The sequence below is a fragment of the Arthrobacter sp. D1-29 genome (assembly GCF_054130585.1).
The window spans coordinates 3,796,772-3,814,783 of record NZ_CP096383.1 but is presented as its reverse complement, the minus strand read 5'-3'; the positions used below and the strand labels follow the sequence as shown (position 1 = coordinate 3,814,783).

Below are 18,012 nucleotides of genomic sequence, written 5' to 3'. Positions count from 1 at the left end.
CTTATGGCAAAAAACGTACAGATCGAGCAGCTTTGGATCCCGGATTCACTGGACGCACCGGACGCCGCGGACTTCCTCGCTGCCGTCGAAGTGGGGCGCAAAGTACGGATGCAGACCTGGGGGAGCGACGACCTGGCCTACGCTCCGCTTGAGAAGCTTCTCGAACTGGCTGACCCATACGAACGGCAGATCATCCTGGTGGCAAAGGTGGGTGATGACATCGTGGGGACGGTGGATATTGCCCTTCCAATGACAGACAACCTGGAACTCGCGGAATTCACACTGGACATCCTGCCCGAATTCCAGCGTCAGGGCGTGGGCCGGAAACTGCTTCTGGCGGCGGAACAGATGGCGCGCGGCGAAGGCCGCACCATGATCCTGGTGGACACCAATCACCCCGGGGCTTCACTGCACGAGTTCGAGGAAGCGCAGCTTGTTCCTGGCTCCGGGCAGGGCTTTGTGCCGCTGGCCAGCCGGGAGGTCGAATTTGCCCGCAAGACGGGATATACGCTGCAGCACATCGAGCAGTTCAGTTCATGCGCCCTTCCGCTGGACACAAAACTTGTCGCCGATCTGCAGGCGGAAGCCGATGAAGCGAACCACGGCCGCTACCGGCTGCACCACTGGACTGACCGCTGCCCGGACCAATGGCTGGAAGCGGTGGCCACCCTGGAAAACCAGGCGGGTGCCGACGTCGACCCGTCGTTGGAGACCCCTGTCCAGCAGGACATGGTGTTCGACGGCGACATCCTCCGTGAAGCGGAGGAGGCCACCATCGCGCAGGGGCGCCGGACGGTGGTGACGGCGGTGGAGCACCTGGCCAGCGGAGCGCTGGTAGGCCTGACCACCATCAGCGTCCTCGCGCATCGGGCGGACGTGGTGTTCCAGGACGACACCCTGGTGCTGCAGGAGCACCGCGGAAACAAGCTGGGGCTGCTGATCAAAGTGGCCAATATGGAACGGCTCACCGAGCAGTTCCCTGACGCGCGGGTCATCTACACCTGGAACGCGCCGGAGAACAGGTACCTCCTGACCGTAAATAAGCAGTTGGGCTTCACCACCGCGGGCGTGACGGGGATTTGGCAGAAGGAGCTGCCCCATCTGGGGGCAAGCAACAGCTGAGACTCAGTTGGGCCGATTTGGTAGAGGGCTGCCGGTCCCGTAAGCTTGAACTACCAAAGACCGTCGGTTGTTGGAAATCCACTCTCCTGAACGCAGCTCAACTCTGCAGTTGTGCGCGGGAGGTCAAGTGGGTTTCTGGACGAAGGACCCTGAACGTAGGGCGGCCAGCGCAGGTGAACGAAGCAAAGCTCCGCAGTAGAACTGTGTTGAGCCAAGCCCCGTGCATCTGCGCGGGGCGTTTTTAGTTTTAGCTCACTTGAGCGGGGACCGTCGAATACCGGCACTATCCCCGGAAGGAGGGTTATGGCAACGCCTACCAAGGTTTCAGCAGTAGCTGAGATCACTAACGATTTCAAGGAATCGAACGCCGCTGTCCTGACCGAATACCGCGGGCTCACTGTTGCACAGCTCAAGCAGCTGCGTGTTTCTCTCGGCCAGGAGACCAAGTTCTCGGTCGTCAAGAACACCCTGACCGCCATTGCAGCCAAGGAAGCCGGTGTCGAAGCATTCGACGGCGAGCTTTCCGGCCCTACTGCAATCGCGTTCATCAAGGGTGACGCAGTTGCGGCTGCCAAGAGCCTGACGGATTTTGCAAAAGCCCACAAGCAGCTGGTCATCAAGACCGGTTACTTCGAAGGCAAGGCACTGAACGCCAGCGAAGTCATCGCACTGGCAGCGCTCGAGTCCCGTGAGCTGCAGCTTGCACGGGTTGCAGGTGTCCTCAAGGCTCCTGCTGCCGCCGCTGCCCGCACCATTGACGCACTGCGCCTCAAGCTTGAAGAAGAGGGTGGCGCTCCGGCAGTTGCTGAAGCTCCCGCCGCTGACGAAGCCCCCGCCGCTGAAGCAGAAGCTCCGGCTGACGCTCCCGCAGCAGATGCAGCAGCAGAGGCAGAAGCCCCCGCCGCCGCAGCCGAAGAGAACTAATTCTCTTTACCCACCAGACTCGGTGTGAAGCACGGCCATGTGCCGCTGAACACCACTATAGGAAGGACGCCAACCATGGCGAAGCTCACCAACGAAGAGCTCATTGAAGCTTTCAAGGAATTGACCATCATCGAGCTCTCCGAGTTCGTCAAGCTCTTCGAAGAGACCTTCGAAGTTACCGCAGCTGCTGTTGCTGTTGCAGGCCCCGCCGGTGGCGGCGCCGCTGAGGAAGCTGAAGAGAAGACTGAGTTCGACGTCATCCTCGAAGCTGCCGGCGACAAGAAGATCGCAGTGATCAAGGAAGTTCGCGCCATCACTTCCCTGGGCCTGAAGGAAGCAAAGGACCTGGTCGACAGCGCTCCCAAGGCTGTCCTCGAGGGCGTCACCAAGGAAGCTGCCGAGAAGGCTATCGCACAGCTCGAAGAAGCCGGCGCACGCGTTACCCTCAAGTAACTCACGCCTTCTTCACGAAAGCCCCGTCCACTCCGGTGGGCGGGGTTTTCTGCGTTCCCGGCCCAAGTGCGTTCTCGGCCCAACTGGGTCGCATTTAACGTCGCGAAATGGCGTTTTCACGACGTCTAATGCGAGCTACTTGGGATCCTCAGCGTTGATCAGTGTTGATCAGTGTTTATCAGGAGGGTTCGCTGATATCGGCGACGGTTGCGCCCAGGGCCGCGGTCAGCTCGTCGGCATCCACAAAGGCACTGTAGCCGTGTTCACCGGCGCCCATTGAAATCCGCCGGCCCGTGATCGCGGCGTCCGCGTAGACGGGCCAGGCGGTGGTGCTGCCCAGCGGCGTGATGGTGCCGCGTTCATACCCGGTGGCCTCCAGTGCCACATCCGCTGGCGGCAGCGACAGCTTGTTGACGCCCAGCAGGTTCCTCAGCTTGGGCCAGGAGATCTGCCGGTCGCCCGGAATGAGGGCGAACAGGAAGCTGCCGTCCTTGTGCTTGACCACCAGGGACTTCACGATGTCGGCAGGCGTGATGCCCAGAATGCGTGCTGCTTCCTCAAGGCTGTTGGCCGCCAGGCGCTCCACCAGCCGGACCTCCAGCCCACGGGCGCGGGCGTCTGCAAGGAAACGCCCGCGTCCGACGCCGTCGCGTGGGCTTGCTGCTTCACCCACCCTTTAGTCCCGGTACAGCAGGAGCGCTTCGCCCTGCCCGCCGCCACCGCAGAGCGACACGGCGGCTTTGCCGCTGCCCCGCCGTTTCAGTTCATGGGCGGCATGCAGGGCCAGCCGGGCACCGGACGCCCCAATCGGGTGGCCGAGGGCGATTGCTCCGCCATGGATGTTGCACTGCTCCAGTGGGTAGTCCAGGTCTTTGAGGGACTGCACGGCAACAGAACCGAACGCTTCGTTGATTTCGATGAAGTCAAGGTCGGCCATACTCCAGCCGGCCCGTGCCAGCGCGTTTTTGATCGCGTTCGATGGCTGGGAGTGAAGGGAGTTGTCAGGGCCTGCAACCTGCCCGGGCTTGCCGACCACCGCGAGGTATTCGAGGCCATTCTCCTCCGCGAAGGCGCGGCTGGTCAGCACCAGGGCGGAGGCGCCGTCGGACAGGGGAGAGGAATTGCCCGCGGTGATGGTTCCGTCACTGACAAAGGCTGCGCGCAGTCCGGCGAGGGATTCCACCGTGGTATCAGGCCGCACGCCCTCGTCAGTGGAAACCAGCAGGGGGTCGCCTTTGCGCTGCTTAACACTGATGGGCGAGATCTCGTCGTCGAACACGCCGTTCTTTGACGCTATGGCAGCGCGCTGGTGGGAGTGGGCTGCCACGTTGTCCTGGGCAGTTCGGTCAATGCCCAGTGTCAGGTTCTTCGTCTCGGTGGACAGGCCCATGGACTGCCCGTCGAAGGCGTCGGTGAGGCCGTCATGGGCGGCGACGTCAAGCGCCTGGATCGCACCGTACGTCCAGCCCTGCCGGGAACCCGGGAGCAGATGTGGTGCCCTGGTCATGGATTCCTGGCCGCCCGCCACCACCACGGTGGCGTCGCCACTGCGAATCATCCTGGCGGCGTCGATCACCGCGGTCAGGCCGGAGAGGCAGACCTTATTGATGGTGACCGTGGGAACATTCCAGCCGATGCCCGCGCCGATGGCGCTTTGCCGGGCCGGGTTCTGGCCGGCCCCGGCCTGGAGCACCTGTCCCATGATGACGGCATCAACGCGGCCGGCATCCACTCCACTTGCTGCAAGGGCAGCCTTGATGGCGTGCGCACCGAGTTCGACGGCGGTGAAACTCGCCAGTTGCCCGTTCAGACGGCCCTGCGGTGTGCGCGCTGCTGCCAGGATGACAACGTCAGTGTTGTCTGCGAAGTTGCCCATTGGTATCTCTTCCGGTCCGAAAAACGATGTATTGCCAAGGCTACCGTGAGCCTTATCACCTCTTTATCAGAACGCCCCAGCTCCACCCTGAATTCCCGCGTGGGTCCCCAACGGACAAAGTTTCAGCAGTGGACAAAGTTTCGGACGGACAAGTTTCCCGCTGGGAGCCTGGCCGAGGGGAGAACTACCCATGCCCCGGGGGTGCATGGCCACGGTCCGCTGGGTAGGGTGGTCGGCGGACCGGTTTCAGAGCAGGACCCGGCATCTCAGTTGGAACCAGGGAGCACTGACTTGAAACGAATCCTCGCCGCCGCGGCCGTTGCCGGCGTCGCAGCCCTGATCGCGTGTTCCGTCTCCACCCCCGTCCCGGAAACCACCACATCTGCCGCTGAAGCAACGCCGTCGAAATCCTCCGGACCAAGGACGACGACGGCGGGAGGCGGGGGCGTTAAGGCCGCCTGTGAGCTGTTCAACATGCTCCATAGCGACTACAAGGCTGTGCCAAAAAACGACGTGAAGGGGTACCAGGGCATCTATCTCGAATCGGAGGAGGCAAAGGAGACGGTCCCGAAAGACGTCTACGGTCTTTTTGCTGCCCTAAGCCTTATCGCCATAGACCATGCGTCGGCCGCGGGACAGGGCGGCGGGCCGAAGCAGACATCCAAGGATGCCGTCGCGGACGCCGTTGACGCTTACTCCGGACCCTGTACGGCCGCGGGTGTCGCACTTAAACTCTGACTGCCGGCGGGCTGACAAAGCCCGGCAATAGGCAGCTGGGCGAGCGCAGAAACCGGTGCTTGCAATCACGGCGGATGTGGGGTAGACACGTAAAGGGTTTTGCCGTATCGTAGATATTTGCGTCTTCCCTGTTTACCTTCAGCCTTCATATAGCGGTGGGCTTTGCCTGGCAGCTGACCATCAACGTGCCGTCAACAACGTCACTCTATGGCAGCGCGGGCCCCGGGTCATATAGCGGAACCGGATTGGTAGCACTGCGGAGTCATTCTGCAGGGTGCACAGCGGGGGAGATCTGAAAACGCCTGAAGGTCTGTGGAAGGATCCCTCTTGGTCGCCTCGAGCACCTCTAATGTAAACAACACTTCAACCGCTATCGCATCAGACACCACTGATGGTGCCACTCGCCGGCTCTCATTCGCAAAGATTCACGAACCTCTTGACGTTCCGAATCTTCTTGCCCTGCAGACGGACAGCTTCGACTGGCTCGTCGGAAACGAACGCTGGCAGGCGCGCGTAGCGAAGGCCGTCGAAGAAAACGATCTCAGCGTCGCCACCACGTCCGGACTGTCGGACATCTTCGAAGAGATCTCCCCGATTGAGGACTTCCAGGGCACCATGTCCCTGAGCTTCTCTGATCCGGAGTTCGCTGACCCGAAGTACACCATGGCCGAGTGCAAGGACCGGGACGCAACGTACTCGGCTCCGCTGTACGTCAAGGCCGAGTTCATGAACAACAACACGGGCGAAATCAAGCAGCAGACCGTGTTCATGGGCGACTTCCCGCTGATGACCGAGAAGGGCACCTTCGTCGTCAACGGCACCGAGCGTGTTGTCGTCTCCCAGCTGGTCCGTTCACCGGGCGCGTATTTCGAGCGCACCGCTGACAAGACCAGCGACAAGGACATCTTCACTGCCAAGATCATCCCGTCCCGCGGTGCATGGTTTGAGCTTGAAATCGACAAGCGCGACCAGGTCGGCGTCCGCCTCGACCGCAAGCGCAAGCAGTCCGTCACGGTCCTGCTGAAGGCCCTCGGCTGGACCGAAGGCCAGATCCTGGAAGAGTTCGGCCAGTACGACTCCATGCGCGCAACGCTGGAGAAGGACGCCACCGAAACCCGCGAAGACGCCTTGCTGGACATCTACCGGAAGCTTCGACCGGGCGAGCCGCCCACAGTCGAGGCTGCCCAGTCCCTGCTGGACAACCTGTACTTCAACTCCAAGCGCTACGATCTGGCCAAGGTCGGCCGTTACAAGATCAACCGCAAGCTTGGCATCGACCGCTCCCTTGGTGACAAGGAAGCTTCGGTCCTGCACGTTGAAGACATCGTCGCCATGATCAAGTTCCTGGTTGCCCTGCACGCCGGCGAGAAGACCCTCACGGGTAAGCGCGACGGCCAGGACCACGAGCTGCGCGTCGAGATCGATGACATCGACCACTTCGGCAACCGCCGCATCCGCGCCGTCGGCGAGCTCATCGAGAACCAGGTCCGCACCGGCCTGTCCCGTATGGAGCGCGTTGTCCGCGAGCGTATGACCACCCAGGACGTCGAGGCCATCACGCCGCAGACCCTGATCAACATCCGCCCCGTGGTTGCAGCGATCAAGGAGTTCTTCGGAACATCCCAGCTGTCACAGTTCATGGACCAGAACAACCCGCTGTCGGGTCTGACCCACAAGCGCCGTCTGTCCGCGCTTGGTCCGGGTGGTCTGTCCCGTGACCGCGCAGGCATGGAAGTTCGAGACGTTCACCCGTCCCACTACGGACGTATGTGCCCCATCGAAACCCCTGAAGGCCCGAACATTGGTCTGATCGGTTCGCTGGCATCCTACGGACGCATCAACCCCTTCGGCTTCATCGAGACGCCGTACCGCCTTGTGTCCGAGGGCGTTGTCTCTGACGAGGTCCAGTACCTCACGGCCGACGACGAAGCAGAGGTCCTGATCGCACAGGCCAACGCTCCGCTGGACGAGAACAAGAAGTTCGCCGAAGAGACCGTCCTGGTCCGTGCCCGTGGTGGTGGAGGCGAGCCCGTTCTGGTTCCCGCCGCCGACGTCGAGTTCATGGACGTTTCCCCGCGCCAGATGGTGTCCGTGGCTACCGCCCTGATCCCGTTCCTTGAGCATGACGATGCAAACCGCGCACTCATGGGTGCCAACATGCAGCGCCAGGCCGTGCCGCTGGTCCGTTCCGAGGCTCCGTTCGTGGGCACCGGCATGGAGCGCGCAGCCGCCGTCGACGCCGGTGACGTTGTCATCGCGAAGAAGCCGGGTGTAGTCACCGAGGTCTCCGCTGAGCTGGTCATCATGCTCAACGACGACGGCACGGAAACCAACTACCGCATCAACAAGTTCGCCCGTTCCAACCAGGGCAACTGCTACAACCACCGCGTACTGGTGAGCGAAGGCCAGCGCCTCGAGGTCGGCGGCATCATCGCTGACGGCCCGGCAACGGACCAGGGCGAACTCGCCCTTGGTAAGAACCTGCTCGTGGCATTCATGTCATGGGAAGGCCACAACTTCGAGGACGCCATCATCCTCTCGCAGCGCATCGTTGCCGAGGACGTCCTTTCCTCCATCCACATCGAGGAGCACGAGATCGATGCCCGCGACACCAAGCTTGGTGCCGAGGAAATCACCCGTGACATCCCCAACGTGTCCGAGGAAGTCCTTGCAGGCCTGGACGAGCGCGGCATCATCCACATCGGTGCTGAGGTTGAAGCCGGCGACATCCTGGTCGGAAAGGTCACCCCTAAGGGTGAAACCGAACTGACCCCGGAAGAGCGCCTGCTGCGTGCCATCTTCGGTGAGAAGTCCCGCGAAGTGCGTGACACCTCGCTGAAGGTTCCGCACGGCGAGTCCGGCACCGTCATCGGCGTCCGGGTCTTTGACCGCGACAACGACGACGAACTGCCCCCGGGCGTCAACCAGCTGGTCCGCGTCTACGTGGCCGCCAAGCGCAAGATCACCGACGGCGACAAGCTCGCCGGCCGCCACGGCAACAAGGGTGTTATCTCCAAGATCCTGCCGATCGAGGACATGCCCTTCCTTGCCGACGGTACCCCCGTTGACATTGTCCTGAACCCGCTGGGTGTTCCGGGCCGTATGAACGTCGGCCAGGTGCTGGAAACGCACCTTGGCTGGGTTGCCAAGACCGGCTGGAAGATCGAAGGCGAGCCCGAGTGGGTCAAGCAGCTGCCGAACCTGCCGCGCGAGAGTGGCCAGACCACTGTTGCAACGCCGGTGTTCGACGGTGCCCGTGAAGAAGAAATCACTGGCCTGCTGGACTCCACCAACGTGACCCGTGACGGTGACCGCCTGATCAACTCCTCAGGCAAGACGCGCCTGTTCGACGGCCGCTCCGGCGAGCCGTTCCCGGATCCGATCTCGGTCGGCTACATGTACATCCTGAAGCTCCACCACCTGGTGGACGACAAGATCCACGCCCGCTCCACCGGCCCGTACTCCATGATTACCCAGCAGCCGCTGGGTGGTAAGGCACAGTTCGGTGGCCAGCGCTTCGGTGAAATGGAAGTGTGGGCGCTCGAAGCTTACGGCGCCGCCTACACGCTCCAGGAACTCCTCACGATCAAGTCCGATGACATCCATGGTCGCGTGAAGGTCTATGAAGCAATCGTCAAGGGCGAGAACATCCCCGAGCCGGGCGTTCCTGAGTCCTTCAAGGTCTTGATCAAGGAAATGCAGTCGCTGTGCCTGAACGTGGAAGTACTTTCCACGGACGGAACCACAATTGAAATGCGTGACTCTGATGACGCAGTCTTCACGGCTGCGGAAGAACTGGGCATCGATCTGTCTCGTGCAGAGCCCAGTTCCGTAGAAGAGGTCTAGCAGTACGACGGCGGGTGACCGCCCGCCGTCGTGCTCCCTCCTCCCCGCACCCAAGACTTCAGAATTTAGAGAACAAGAGAGAACAGGGACCATATGTCCAGCGAATCCTCCTTCGGCCTCATGCAGATCGGCCTCGCCACCGCGGAAGACATCCGTGGCTGGTCTTACGGCGAGGTTAAGAAGCCGGAAACCATCAACTACCGCACGCTCAAGCCCGAGAAGGACGGCCTCTTCTGCGAGAAGATCTTCGGCCCTTCCCGTGACTGGGAATGCTACTGCGGTAAGTACAAGCGCGTGCGCTTCAAGGGCATCATTTGCGAGCGGTGTGGCGTTGAGGTCACCCGTGCAAAGGTCCGCCGTGAGCGCATGGGCCACATCGAGCTGGCCGCCCCGGTCACTCACATCTGGTACTTCAAGGGTGTTCCTTCCCGTCTGGGCTACCTCCTTGACCTGGCGCCGAAGGACCTCGAAAAGGTTATCTACTTCGCTGCCTACATGATCACCAGCGTCGACGCCGACAGCCGCCACGAGGAACTGCCCAACCTGCAGGTTGAGCACGACATCGAGAAGAAGCAGCTGATCGACAACCGCGACTCCGACATCGCCACGATCGCCCGTGACCTCGAAAATGAGATCGCGCGCCTCGAGGGTGAAGGTGCCAAGGCTGCCGACAAGAAGAAGGCCCGCGACTCCGCTGACCGCCAGATGGCCAACGTGCGCAAGCGTGCCGACGCCGAGATCGAGCGCCTCGAGCAGGTCTGGGACCGCTTCAAGAACCTCAAGGTCGCCGACCTTGAAGGCGACGAAGGCCTGTACCGCGAGCTGCGTGACCGTTACGGCATGTACTTCGAAGGCTCCATGGGTGCCGAGGCCATCAAGAAGCGCCTTGAGAGCTTCGACATGCAGGCCGAGTCTGACCTGCTCCGCGACATCATCGCCAACGGCAAGGGCCAGCGCAAGACCCGCGCCCTGAAGCGCCTGAAGGTGGTCAACGCGTTCCTGACCACCAACAACAGCCCGCTCGGCATGGTACTTGACGCCGTCCCGGTGATCCCGCCGGAACTGCGCCCGATGGTCCAGCTGGACGGTGGCCGGTTCGCGACCTCCGACCTCAACGACCTCTACCGTCGCGTGATCAACCGCAACAACCGCCTCAAGCGCCTGCTTGACCTCGGTGCTCCGGAGATCATCGTCAACAACGAGAAGCGCATGCTTCAGGAAGCTGTTGACAGCCTCTTCGACAACGGCCGCCGCGGCCGTCCGGTCACCGGGCCCGGCAACCGTCCGCTGAAGTCCCTGAGCGACATGCTCAAGGGCAAGCAGGGCCGTTTCCGCCAGAACCTCCTTGGCAAGCGCGTTGACTACTCCGGCCGTTCGGTCATCGTCGTCGGCCCGCAGCTGAAGCTGCACCAGTGTGGTCTGCCCAAGCAGATGGCGCTGGAGCTCTTCAAGCCGTTCGTGATGAAGCGCCTGGTTGACCTCAACCACGCGCAGAACATCAAGTCGGCCAAGCGCATGGTCGAGCGCTACCGTCCGCAGGTTTGGGACGTGCTCGAGGAAATCATCACCGAACACCCGGTGCTGCTGAACCGTGCACCTACCCTGCACCGCCTCGGCATCCAGGCGTTCGAACCGCAGCTTGTTGAAGGCAAGGCAATCCAGCTTCACCCGCTGGTTTGTGGCGCGTTCAACGCAGACTTCGACGGCGACCAGATGGCAGTCCACCTGCCGCTGAGCCCCGAAGCCCAGGCTGAGGCACGCATCCTGATGCTCTCCTCGAACAACATCCTGAAGCCGTCCGATGGCCGCCCGGTGACCCTGCCTTCGCAGGATATGATCATCGGCCTCTACCACCTGACCACCAAGCGTGTCGGTTCAGCCGGTGAGGGCCGCGTGTTCGGTTCTGTCGCGGAAGCCATCATGGCTTACGACCTGCACGAACTGCACCTGAACTCCAAGGTCAAGATCCGGCTTGAGGGCTTTGTCCCTTACCCCGGCTGGGAAGCTCCGGAGGACTGGGAGCAGGGTCAGCCTGCCCTCGTTGAAACCTCCCTGGGCCAGGTCCTCTTCAACGAGACCCTGCCCGAGGACTACCCGTGGGTTGAGGACGTTGCCGACAAGGGCGAACTGTCCCGCATCGTCAACGACCTTGCCGAGCGCTACCCGAAGGTTGTTACGGCCGCAACGCTGGACAACCTAAAGGATGCCGGTTTCTACTGGGCCACCCGCTCGGGCGTGACCGTTGCCATCTCGGACATCGAGGTACCCAAGGACAAGCCGGCCATCCTCGCCGGTTACGAGACCATGGCTGCCAAGATCCAGGGCCAGTACGACAAGGGCCTGATCGACGACGACGAGCGTCGCCAGGAACTGATCGAGATCTGGAACAAGGCAACCAACGAGATCGCCCAGGCGATGCGCGACAGCCTGTCGCCGATGAACACCATCAACCGCATGGTGTCCTCGGGTGCACGTGGTAACTGGATGCAGGTCCGTCAGATCGCGGGTATCCGTGGCCTGGTGGCCAACCCCAAGGGTGAAATTATCCCGCGTCCCATCAAGTCCTCCTACCGTGAGGGCCTGTCGGTGCTGGAATACTTCATCGCCACGCACGGTGCCCGTAAGGGTCTGGCTGACACCGCCCTGCGTACCGCCAACTCGGGTTACCTGACCCGTCGTCTGGTGGACGTGTCCCAGGACGTCATCGTCCGTGAAGAGGACTGCGGTACGGAGCGTGGGCTGGTGACGGCCATCGCCGTCGCTGACTCCAACGGTGAACTCGTCCTGGACGAGAACGTCGAGAACAGCGCTTACGCCCGTACGCTCGCCGTTGATGTTGTTGACTCCAAGGGCAATGTCCTTGCAGCCGGCGGCACCGACTGCGGCGACGTCGTGATCGACGAGCTCTTCAAGGCAGGCATCACCGAGGTCAAGGTCCGCTCCGTACTCACCTGTGAGTCCAGCGTCGGCACCTGCGCCCTCTGCTACGGCCGTTCGCTGGCAACAGGCAAGACCGTGGACATCGGTGAGGCAGTCGGCATTATTGCTGCACAGTCCATCGGTGAGCCGGGTACCCAGCTGACCATGCGTACGTTCCACACCGGTGGTGCTGTTTCCGCCAGCGGTGGCGACGACATCACCCAGGGTCTGCCCCGTATCCAGGAGCTCTTCGAAGCCCGTACTCCGAAGGGTGTTGCACCGATTGCTGAAGCAGCCGGCCGCATCGCCATCGAAGAGTCCGAGCGCCAGATGCGCCTGGTCATCACTCCGGATGACGGATCAGAAGAGATCGCTTACCCGGTACTGCGGCGTTCACGCCTCCTCATCGAGGATGGCGATCACGTCACGGTGGGCCAGAAGCTCATCAACGGTCCGGTGGATCCCAAGCAGGTTCTGCGCATCATGGGTCCCCGTGCCGCGCAGAAGTTCCTGGTGGACGAGGTCCAGGGCGTGTACCGCAGCCAGGGCATCGGTATCCACGACAAGCACGTCGAGGTTATCGTCCGCCAGATGCTGCGCCGCGTCACGGTCATCGAGTCCGGCGAATCGGATCTGCTGCCCGGCGAGCTCGCCGAGCGCAGCCGCTTCGAGGATGCCAACCGCCGCGTTGTGTCCGAGGGCAAGACTCCGGCTTCCGGGCGTCCTGAACTCATGGGCATCACCAAGGCTTCCCTGGCCACCGAGTCCTGGCTGTCGGCAGCTTCCTTCCAGGAGACCACCCGCGTCCTGACGCAGGCGGCCATGGAAGGCAAGAGCGATCCGCTGCTCGGCCTCAAGGAGAACGTCATCATCGGTAAGCTGATCCCGGCCGGCACGGGTCTCCCGCGCTACACCGAGGTCACCGTGGAGCCCACTGAAGAAGCAAAGGCCAACCTGTTCACCGGCCCCAGCGCATTCAGTGACTTCTCGTACGACACCCTCGGAGGTGACGGAGCTCCCGAGTTCCACGCCATCCCGTTGGATGACTACGATCTGGGCAGCGACTTCCGCTAGGGAAGCCCTGCTGGACTGCTGAAAGGCCCCGCCTCCCACGCTCGAGAAAAGAGCCAGGAGGCGGGGCCTTCCGCTTACCCCAAGTGACTCGCAGTTGATGTCCTCATTCGCCCGTTTCACGACGTCAACTGCCAGTTAGTTGGGGGAGTGGGGGCCGATTAAGGCGTGGCGGCAGACCATGTTAGACTTGTTACCAATTGTTATTGTGGCAGTGGATGAGTGCGCCGGTTGCAGCTGAAAGGCTGAACCAGAGCGACGTTTCCGGTTTGCAGGGTTCTTGTGCAACGTATGCCACATTTTTGCATGCCTAGGGAACTTTGAGATGCGAGTCCGGTAGCCCTGGGGATGGATCCGACTATTAAGGCTTCGCCTCAGCTGCTCTGGAGAATTCTTCAAAGCCAGGGCGGCGGGGCAACGCAACAGGAGAGTGGCCGGAAGCGGTCACTCCGGATAAAACGGAGAACACGAGAGTGCCTACGATTAACCAGCTGGTCCGCAAGGGCCGCACGCCTAAGGTCAAGAAGACCAAGGCTCCCGCGCTTAACGGCAGCCCGATGCGCCGCGGTGTCTGCACCCGCGTTTACACCACCACCCCGAAGAAGCCGAACTCGGCTCTCCGTAAGGTGGCCCGTGTGCGCCTCAACGGTGGCGTTGAAGTCACCGCTTACATCCCCGGTGTAGGCCACAACCTGCAGGAGCACTCCATTGTGCTCGTTCGCGGTGGCCGCGTGAAGGACCTTCCGGGTGTCCGCTACAAGATCGTCCGTGGCGCCCTTGATACCCAGGGTGTAAAGAACCGTAAGCAGGCCCGCAGCCGCTACGGCGCAAAGATGGAGAAGAAGTAATATGCCTCGCAAGGGTCCGGCCCCCAAGCGGCCGCTCGTACTAGATCCCGTTTACGGCTCCCCGCTGGTCACCCAGCTCATCAACAAGGTGCTGGTTGACGGCAAGAAGTCCACTGCCGAGCGTATCGTTTACGGTGCACTCGAAGGCGCCCGCGCCAAGTCCGGCGGCGATCCCGTTGCCGCCCTCAAGAAGGCCATGGAGAACGTCAAGCCTTCCCTCGAGGTCCGCTCCCGCCGTGTTGGTGGCGCAACCTACCAGGTTCCGGTTGAGGTCAAGCCGGGCCGCTCCACCGCCCTCGCACTGCGCTGGCTGGTTGGCTACTCCAAGGCCCGCCGCGAGAAGACCATGACCGAGCGCCTCCAGAACGAAATCCTGGATGCCTCCAACGGTCTCGGAGCCGCTGTGAAGCGTCGCGAAGATACCCACAAGATGGCCGAGTCCAACAAGGCCTTCGCACACTACCGCTGGTAATACTTCCCGGACGCCGCCGGCTCAGACGAGCCGGCGGCGAACGTGCAGTCCATCCGAAAGGGAGACACCGTGGCACAGGACGTGCTTACCGACCTTAGTAAGGTCCGCAACATCGGCATCATGGCCCACATTGATGCCGGCAAGACCACCACCACCGAGCGCATTCTGTTCTACACAGGTGTGAACCACAAGATTGGCGAAACGCACGACGGCGCTTCGACCACCGACTGGATGGAACAGGAAAAGGAACGCGGCATCACCATCACGTCTGCCGCCGTGACCTGCTTCTGGGAAAACAACCAGATCAACATCATCGACACCCCCGGCCACGTTGACTTCACCGTTGAGGTTGAGCGCTCCCTGCGCGTCCTCGACGGCGCTGTCGCTGTTTTCGATGGCAAGGAAGGCGTTGAGCCGCAGTCTGAGACCGTTTGGCGTCAGGCTGACAAGTACAACGTCCCCCGCATCTGCTTCGTCAACAAGATGGACAAGCTGGGTGCTGACTTCTACTTCACCGTAGACACCATCATCAGCCGCCTGGGCGCCAAGCCGCTCGTTATGCAGTTGCCCATCGGTGCGGAGAACGACTTTATCGGCGTCGTCGACCTGCTCTACATGCGTGCGCTCGTTTGGCCTGGCGACTCCAAGGGTGACGTCACCATGGGGGCCAAGTACGAAATCCAGGAGATCCCCGCGGACCTTCGCGAGAAGGCCGAGGAGTACCGCGCAACGCTCGTTGAGACCGTTGCCGAGGCTACCGAGGACCTCATGGAGAAGTACCTTGAGGGCGAAGAGCTGAGCATCGATGAGCTCAAGGCTGGCATCCGCAAGATGACCATCAACTCCGAGCTCTACCCGGTCTTCTGTGGCTCCGCCTTCAAGAACCGCGGCGTTCAGCCGATGCTGGACGCGGTTATTGACTACCTGCCGAACCCGCTTGACGTCCCGCCGATGATCGGTCACGATCCCCGCGACGAAGAGAAGGAACTGACGCGCAAGCCGTCTTCCGATGAGCCGTTCTCAGCTCTCGCGTTCAAGATCGCTGCACACCCGTTCTTCGGCCAGCTCACCTTCATCCGCGTGTACTCCGGTCACATTGAAGCGGGCGCCCAGGTGGTCAACTCCACCAAGGGCAAGAAGGAGCGCATCGGCAAGCTGTTCCAGATGCACGCCAACAAGGAAATGCCCGTTGAGGGCGCTACCGCCGGCCACATCTACGCAGCCATCGGGCTCAAGGACACCACCACGGGTGACACCCTGTGCGATTCCAGCAACCAGATCGTGCTCGAGTCCATGAGCTTCCCGGAGCCCGTGATCTTCGTTGCCATCGAACCGAACACCAAGGGTGACCAGGAGAAGCTCTCCACGGCCATCCAGAAGCTCTCCGCCGAGGACCCGACCTTCCAGGTCTCCCTTGACGAAGACACCGGACAGACCATCATCGCAGGTATGGGCGAGCTCCACCTGGACATCCTGGTGGACCGCATGCGCCGCGAATTCAAGGTCGAGGCAAACGTCGGCAAGCCGCAGGTGGCTTACCGCGAAACCATCAAGCGCACTGTAGAGCGTCACGACTACACGCACAAGAAGCAGACCGGTGGTTCCGGCCAGTTCGCAAAGATCCAGATCGCAATTGCGCCCCTGGACACCGCGGACGGCGAGCTCTACGAGTTCGAAAACAAGGTCACCGGTGGCCGTATTCCGCGCGAATACATCCCGTCCGTTGACGCTGGCATCCAGGATGCATTGAACGACGGCGTCCTGGCCGGCTACCCGGTTGTTGGCATCAAGGCCACGCTGATTGACGGCGCGTACCACGATGTTGACTCCTCGGAAATGGCGTTCAAGATCGCCGGGCGTATGGCTTTCAAGGAAGCCGCACGCAAGGCGAACCCTGTCCTGCTCGAACCGCTGATGGATGTCGAGGTCCGCACCCCTGAGGAATACATGGGTGAAGTTATCGGTGACCTCAACTCCCGCCGTGGCCAGATGCAGTCCATGGAAGATGCACAGGGTGTCAAGGTCATCCGTGCGCACGTCCCGCTGTCCGGCATGTTCGGCTACATCGGTGACCTGCGCTCCAAGACCCAGGGCCGTGCTGTTTTCTCCATGACCTTCAGCAGCTACGCCGAGGTCCCGAAGGCAGTTGCCGACGAGATCATCCAGAAGAACCGCGGCGAATAGTCCTTAGGACTTTTGCAGCGAACAAACTCGGGTGCGCTTCCGACTGATGGAAGCACGCCTGGTGCAGATGGCCGGACTCCGGCTGGATGCAGTCCGGTCAAGCCGGGCTCCGGCCGTCTGCACGAACAGGCTCTAGGGGCTAGTATTAGTTCCTGAATCTGCAATTTCACCAATCCAAAGCCCCCCAAGTAGACTTGCCTGAGTTTCTGCCGCGACAAGCGCGGCCGAAGGGTAAGTCTTTTGAAAACGTTCTAGGAGGAACCTGTGGCAAAGGCAAAGTTCGAGCGGACTAAGCCGCACGTTAACATCGGCACCATTGGTCACGTTGACCACGGTAAGACGACGTTGACGGCCGCCATTTCCAAGGTGCTGTACGACAAGTACCCGACTCTCAACGAGCAGCGCGACTTCGCGTCTATTGACTCTGCTCCCGAAGAGCGTCAGCGCGGCATTACCATCAACATCTCCCACGTTGAGTACCAGACCGAGAAGCGCCACTACGCACACGTAGACGCTCCGGGTCACGCTGACTACATCAAGAACATGATCACCGGTGCTGCACAGATGGACGGTGCAATCCTCGTGGTTGCCGCCACTGACGGCCCGATGGCTCAGACCCGCGAGCACGTTCTGCTCGCCCGCCAGGTTGGTGTTCCCTACCTGCTGGTTGCTCTGAACAAGTCGGACATGGTTGACGACGAAGAGCTCCTGGACCTCGTTGAAATGGAAGTTCGTGAGCTCCTCAGCGCACAGGGCTTCGATGGCGACGACGCTCCGGTTGTTCGCGTTTCCGGCCTGAAGGCACTCGAAGGCGACCCCGTTTGGGTCAAGTCCGTCGAGGACCTCATGGAAGCTGTTGACAACTCGGTTCCGGACCCCGTTCGTGACCGCGACAAGCCCTTCCTGATGCCGATCGAAGACGTCTTCACCATCACTGGCCGTGGCACCGTTGTAACGGGCCGCGCCGAGCGTGGAACCCTCGCCATCAACTCCGAGGTCGAGATCGTCGGCATCCGCCCGGTCCAGAAGACCACGGTTACCGGTATCGAGATGTTCCACAAGCAGCTCGACGAAGCATGGGCCGGCGAGAACTGTGGCCTCCTGCTCCGCGGTCTGAAGCGTGATGACGTAGAGCGTGGCCAGGTTGTCGTCAAGCCGGGTTCCATCACCCCGCACACTGACTTCGAGGCTAACGTCTACATCCTCTCCAAGGACGAAGGCGGACGTCACAACCCGTTCTACTCCAACTACCGCCCGCAGTTCTACTTCCGCACCACGGACGTAACCGGCGTTATCACCCTGCCGGAAGGCACGGAAATGGTTATGCCTGGCGATAACACTGAGATGACCGTTGCGCTCATCCAGCCCATCGCCATGGAAGAGGGCCTCGGCTTCGCTATCCGCGAAGGCGGCCGCACGGTTGGTTCAGGACGCGTTACCAAGATCATCAAGTAGTCACTTGCTGATCTGCGTTTAGATCTCCGACGGGTTTTGCCGTGTGACGGCTGACCTGAGGTAAGGAACAGCCCCGCTGCTGGTGCAGCGGGGCTGTTCTTTGC

Annotated in this window: 12 protein-coding genes; 10 read left to right on the top strand and 2 right to left on the bottom strand. The window is 61.7% G+C overall.

Going from position 1 to position 18,012, the window contains the following annotated elements:
• Positions 1–3 precede the first annotated feature (3 nt).
• From M1E17_RS17180 to rplL, 3 genes are all read left to right on the top strand, one after another.
• Positions 4–1,122 carry a GNAT family N-acetyltransferase gene (locus tag M1E17_RS17180; protein ID WP_457963151.1) on the top strand — a complete coding sequence of 373 codons (1,119 nt, stop codon included), beginning with the start codon at positions 4–6 and terminating at the stop codon, positions 1,120–1,122.
• 303 nt (positions 1,123–1,425) lie between these two features.
• Positions 1,426–2,046, top strand: coding sequence for a 50S ribosomal protein L10 (gene rplJ / locus M1E17_RS17175; RefSeq protein WP_457963150.1), 621 nt, complete (start codon positions 1,426–1,428; stop codon positions 2,044–2,046).
• Between the two features lie 75 nt (positions 2,047–2,121).
• On the top strand, positions 2,122–2,499 hold the full coding sequence (gene rplL / locus M1E17_RS17170; protein WP_267275883.1) for a 50S ribosomal protein L7/L12: 378 nt from the start codon (positions 2,122–2,124) through the stop codon (positions 2,497–2,499).
• Positions 2,500–2,677: 178 nt separating this feature from the next.
• Here the strand turns inward: rplL and M1E17_RS17165 are convergent, their stop codons facing one another.
• Positions 2,678–3,172 carry an aminoacyl-tRNA deacylase gene (locus M1E17_RS17165; RefSeq protein WP_457963149.1) on the bottom strand — a complete coding sequence of 165 codons (495 nt, stop codon included), beginning with the start codon at positions 3,170–3,172 and terminating at the stop codon, positions 2,678–2,680.
• 3 nt (positions 3,173–3,175) lie between these two features.
• Complete coding sequence (locus M1E17_RS17160; protein WP_457963148.1) at positions 3,176–4,375, bottom strand: acetyl-CoA C-acetyltransferase; 1,200 nt, start codon at positions 4,373–4,375, stop codon at positions 3,176–3,178.
• A gap of 291 nt (positions 4,376–4,666) precedes the next feature.
• Here M1E17_RS17160 and M1E17_RS17155 point away from each other — a divergent pair, with 291 nt between their 5' ends.
• The 7 genes from M1E17_RS17155 to tuf all read left to right on the top strand — a co-directional run bounded on the left by M1E17_RS17155 (position 4,667) and on the right by tuf (position 17,908).
• Complete coding sequence (locus tag M1E17_RS17155) at positions 4,667–5,113, top strand: hypothetical protein (protein WP_457963147.1); 447 nt, start codon at positions 4,667–4,669, stop codon at positions 5,111–5,113.
• A gap of 327 nt (positions 5,114–5,440) precedes the next feature.
• Positions 5,441–8,959: a DNA-directed RNA polymerase subunit beta gene (gene rpoB, locus M1E17_RS17150; RefSeq protein ID WP_457963146.1), complete on the top strand. Its 3,519-nt coding sequence runs from the start codon at positions 5,441–5,443 to the stop codon at positions 8,957–8,959.
• Between the two features lie 93 nt (positions 8,960–9,052).
• Positions 9,053–12,952 carry a DNA-directed RNA polymerase subunit beta' gene (locus tag M1E17_RS17145; RefSeq protein WP_457963145.1) on the top strand — a complete coding sequence of 1,300 codons (3,900 nt, stop codon included), beginning with the start codon at positions 9,053–9,055 and terminating at the stop codon, positions 12,950–12,952.
• 470 nt (positions 12,953–13,422) lie between these two features.
• Positions 13,423–13,797: a 30S ribosomal protein S12 gene (gene rpsL, locus M1E17_RS17140; protein ID WP_011692814.1), complete on the top strand. Its 375-nt coding sequence runs from the start codon at positions 13,423–13,425 to the stop codon at positions 13,795–13,797.
• Between the two features lies 1 nt (position 13,798).
• Complete coding sequence (gene rpsG, locus M1E17_RS17135) at positions 13,799–14,269, top strand: 30S ribosomal protein S7 (protein ID WP_011692813.1); 471 nt, start codon at positions 13,799–13,801, stop codon at positions 14,267–14,269.
• A 69-nt stretch (positions 14,270–14,338) separates the two neighbouring features.
• Positions 14,339–16,453, top strand: a complete 2,115-nt coding sequence (gene fusA / locus M1E17_RS17130) for an elongation factor G (protein WP_267275878.1) — start codon at positions 14,339–14,341, stop codon at positions 16,451–16,453.
• Positions 16,454–16,717: 264 nt separating this feature from the next.
• Complete coding sequence (gene tuf, locus M1E17_RS17125) at positions 16,718–17,908, top strand: elongation factor Tu (protein WP_267275877.1); 1,191 nt, start codon at positions 16,718–16,720, stop codon at positions 17,906–17,908.
• The last annotated feature ends 104 nt before the right edge of the window (positions 17,909–18,012 follow it).

Coding starts and splice junctions, on each gene's coding strand:
- M1E17_RS17180 (WP_457963151.1), top strand. CDS start 4: ATGGCAAAAAACGTACAGATCGAGCAGCTTTGGATCCCGGATTCACTG.
- rplJ (WP_457963150.1), top strand. CDS start 1,426: ATGGCAACGCCTACCAAGGTTTCAGCAGTAGCTGAGATCACTAACGAT.
- rplL (WP_267275883.1), top strand. CDS start 2,122: ATGGCGAAGCTCACCAACGAAGAGCTCATTGAAGCTTTCAAGGAATTG.
- M1E17_RS17160 (WP_457963148.1), bottom strand. CDS start 4,375: ATGGGCAACTTCGCAGACAACACTGACGTTGTCATCCTGGCAGCAGCG.
- M1E17_RS17145 (WP_457963145.1), top strand. CDS start 9,053: ATGTCCAGCGAATCCTCCTTCGGCCTCATGCAGATCGGCCTCGCCACC.
- rpsG (WP_011692813.1), top strand. CDS start 13,799: ATGCCTCGCAAGGGTCCGGCCCCCAAGCGGCCGCTCGTACTAGATCCC.